At 58.6% G+C, this 3,141-nt stretch carries 5 protein-coding genes; 3 read left to right on the forward strand and 2 right to left on the reverse strand.

Annotation, left to right across the window (positions count from 1 at the left end; genetic code table 11):
- Together MMS95_RS24015 and greB are read right to left on the reverse strand one after the other, a co-directional pair.
- The coding region (locus MMS95_RS24015; RefSeq protein WP_277951887.1) for a Tex-like N-terminal domain-containing protein at nucleotides 1-578 on the reverse strand (578 nt) is incomplete at its 3' end.
- 157 nt (nucleotides 579-735) lie between these two features.
- Nucleotides 736-1,209, reverse strand: a complete 474-nt coding sequence (gene greB, locus MMS95_RS24020; RefSeq protein WP_004930745.1) for a transcription elongation factor GreB — start codon at nucleotides 1,207-1,209, stop codon at nucleotides 736-738.
- A gap of 229 nt (nucleotides 1,210-1,438) precedes the next feature.
- Here greB and cbpA point away from each other — a divergent pair, with 229 nt between their 5' ends.
- The 3 genes from cbpA to MMS95_RS24035 all read left to right on the forward strand — a co-directional run.
- Nucleotides 1,439-2,401: a curved DNA-binding protein gene (gene cbpA / locus MMS95_RS24025; RefSeq protein ID WP_049186484.1), complete on the forward strand. Its 963-nt coding sequence runs from the start codon at nucleotides 1,439-1,441 to the stop codon at nucleotides 2,399-2,401.
- Between the two features lie 5 nt (nucleotides 2,402-2,406).
- Nucleotides 2,407-2,712, forward strand: a complete 306-nt coding sequence (locus MMS95_RS24030; RefSeq protein ID WP_004930739.1) for a chaperone modulator CbpM — start codon at nucleotides 2,407-2,409, stop codon at nucleotides 2,710-2,712.
- A 257-nt stretch (nucleotides 2,713-2,969) separates the two neighbouring features.
- Nucleotides 2,970-3,141, forward strand: a 172-nt coding sequence (locus MMS95_RS24035; RefSeq protein ID WP_242142428.1) for a response regulator, incomplete at its 3' end; no start/stop codon positions are given.

Here is a 3,141-nt window from a genome sequence, read left to right on the forward strand (position 1 = left end):
ACTTTGGACACCAGATGGGCGTTTTTCCACAGGTAGTCGCGCACCTTGGCCAGCAGCGCGGCGTCTTCGGCGAAGCGCTCCATCAGGATATAGCGCGCGCCGTCGAGGGCGGCTTTCACGTCCGCCACGCCCTTCTCGGCATCGACGTAGCGTTCAGCCAGTTGTTCCGGCTGCTGTTGCGGATCCTGCCACAGCGTATCCGCCAGCGGTTCCAGGCCGGCTTCGATGGCGATCTGGCCACGGGTGCGGCGCTTCGGTTTGTACGGCAGGTAGAGGTCTTCGAGTTCGGTCTTGCTCAGCGTGGCGTTGATCGCCCCCGCCAATTGTTCAGTCAGTTTGCCCTGTTCATCGATCGACTTCAGGATGGTCTGGCGACGATCTTCCAGTTCACGCAGATAACCCAGGCGGGTTTCCAGCTGGCGCAGTTGGGTGTCGTCCAGGCCCCCGGTGACTTCCTTACGATAGCGTGCAATAAAGGGCACGGTATTACCTTCATCCAGCAGACGGATGGCGGAGTCGACTTGCTCCGGCCGGGCCTGCAGTTCTGTTGCAATAATGCGGCTCAGTGGGTCATTCATAGGTCTGGTATCTGTATTGAGATCGGTGAATAAACAGGGGACAGTTATACGGATTGATCGGGGAAAATGCCAGCGAAGCGGGCCGCCGCCGCGCGGCCGCGGCATGGAGAACAGCGCAGACGGCGGCGTTGGCGGCGGTTAGGAAAAAGCTGAAAGCTTACTTCGGGTAGTTTATCTCGTTAACGTACCACTGCGCCTCGCCCAGCGGGGTATTGACGGTGGCGACGTCCCCGACCTCTTTTTTCAGCAGGGCGCGCGCCATCGGCGCATCGATGGAGATGTAATCCTTGCGGCCGAAAATCTCGTCGTAACCGACGATGCGAAAGCGTTTGGTTTCGCCGTCTTCGTTCTCCACCTCTACCCAGGCGCCGAAGAACACTTTGCCTTCCTGCTGCGGTGAATAATCGACGATCTTCAACTGCTCCAGGCATTTGGTCAGATAGCGGACGCGGCGATCGATCTCGCGCAGCCGCTTCTTGTTGTATTGGTAGTCGGCGTTTTCGCTTCTGTCGCCCAGGCTGGCGGCCCAGGTCACTTTCTTGGTCACCTCGGGGCGTTCTTCGCGCCAGAGGTAATCCAGCTCTTGTTTGAGCTTGTCATACCCTTCACGGGTTATCAGTTGAGTTCTCATCGTGATTTATCTTTATGGGGCCACCGCCACAGTGTACGTGAATGCGGGGGGCTTTAGAAATGGCGCGCGGGCCTGTGCCTTGTCGCACGGTTTTTATTCAGTTTGCGCAGCTTTTAACGATCGGGAGTATGCTTAGCGTAGCGGAAAAGGAATGTGACGAAAGGAGGATATCTGGCGAGAGAGACAAGGAATTTTGGCGCACAACCCAACACATTGAAGGTATTACCGCATGGAATTTAAAGATTACTACGCCACGATGGGCGTTGAGCCCAACGCCGATCTGAAAACCATCAAAACGGCCTACCGTCGGCTGGCGCGTAAATATCACCCTGACGTGAGCACTGAAGACGATGCCGAAAGCAAGTTCAAGGAAGTGGCCGAAGCCTATGAGGTGCTGAAGGACGAGGAGCGCCGCGCCGAGTACGATCAGATCCGGCTGCACCGCAACGATCCGAACTTTGGCCGCCAGGCGCGCGGCGATCACGGCGGCTATCAGCAGAGCGCTTCATGGCACGGCGGCGGCGCCGACGCGCAAGACTTCTCCGATTTCTTCGAAAGCATGTTCGGCGGGCGGGCGGCGGGCGGGCATCGCTCTGCTTCGCACTCGCACGGCGGGCATGGCTTCCGCGGCCAGGATCTGGAGATGGAGGTGCCGCTGTTCCTCGAGGAAACGCTGCATGGCCAAAGCCGCGAGATTTCCTACAAGTTGCCGGTGTACGACGAACTGGGGCGGCAGGTAAGCGAAGCCAGCAAGACGCTGAACGTGAAAATTCCGGCCGGCGTGGGCGACGGCGAGCGCATTCGCCTCAAGGGGCAGGGCGTTGCCGGCGTGGGCGGCGGCCAGAACGGCGACCTGTATCTGGTCATCCGCCTTGCGCCGCATCCGCTGTTCGAGATCGACGGCCACAACCTGAGCATCGTGGCGCCGCTCGCTCCGTGGGAAGCGGCGCTCGGCGCCAGCATTGAGGTGCCGACGCTGACCGGCAAAATCGCGCTGACCGTGCCGGCCGGCAGCCAGAGCGGCAAACGGCTGCGGGTCAAGGGCAAAGGGCTGGCGGGCAAGAAAGAGCCCGGCGATCTGTATGTCATTCTCAAGGTGGTGATGCCGCCGAAGCCGAACGAGAAGGCCAGCGCCCTGTGGCGGGAACTGGCTGAACAGGCGGCGTTCAACCCGCGCGCGGAATGGGAGTAAAGCAGATGATGAAAAAAGAGATCACTTTCACCGTGGTGGAATTGTGTCAGAGGGTGGAGATTTCAGAGGACGAGCTGGTCGAGATCGTCGGCCTGGGCGTTATCGTGCCGCTGGAGCCGGCGCAGCCGCGCTGGGAGTTTGATTATCCGGCGCTGAGCCATCTGCAGCGCGCGCGCAGGCTGCGTGCCGAGCTGGATCTGGACTGGCCGGGGATCGCCATGGCGCTGACGCTGCTCGACCGGGTTGACGCCCTACAGCAAGAGAACCGGCAGCTGCGCCGGCAGCTGGCGCGTTTCCTGCAGACTTCCTGACCCGACAGCTGAACGCCACCGGTCGGTTCGCCGGTGGCGAAATTGTGCAAAATTGGGCCGTCACCCCACATTGCGCCGATAAAGGGCGAAATTTTAACGAACCCCCGTCGACATTCACTGAAAATTGTTGATAAATGGGGAAAAGAATAAGCTTTGTAACAATTTCGTCTAGAATACATACCATTAAACGCTGTCTCAAATGGCAAGGTTTTCTAACAATATTCGAGTCAGGCAATAAAGCCTTTGGGAGTAATACCATGCAAGAGAATCATAAGATCCTGGTTGTCGATGATGACATGCGCCTGCGCGCGCTTTTAGAACGTTATTTAACCGAGCAGGGCTTCCAGGTTCGCAGCGTTGCCAACGCTGAGCAAATGGATCGCTTGCTGACTCGTGAATCCTTCCATTTGATGGTGCTCGATCTGATGT

The organism is Serratia sp. PGPR-27 (genome assembly GCF_022678525.1).
Lineage (GTDB): Bacteria > Pseudomonadota > Gammaproteobacteria > Enterobacterales > Enterobacteriaceae > Serratia > Serratia nematodiphila.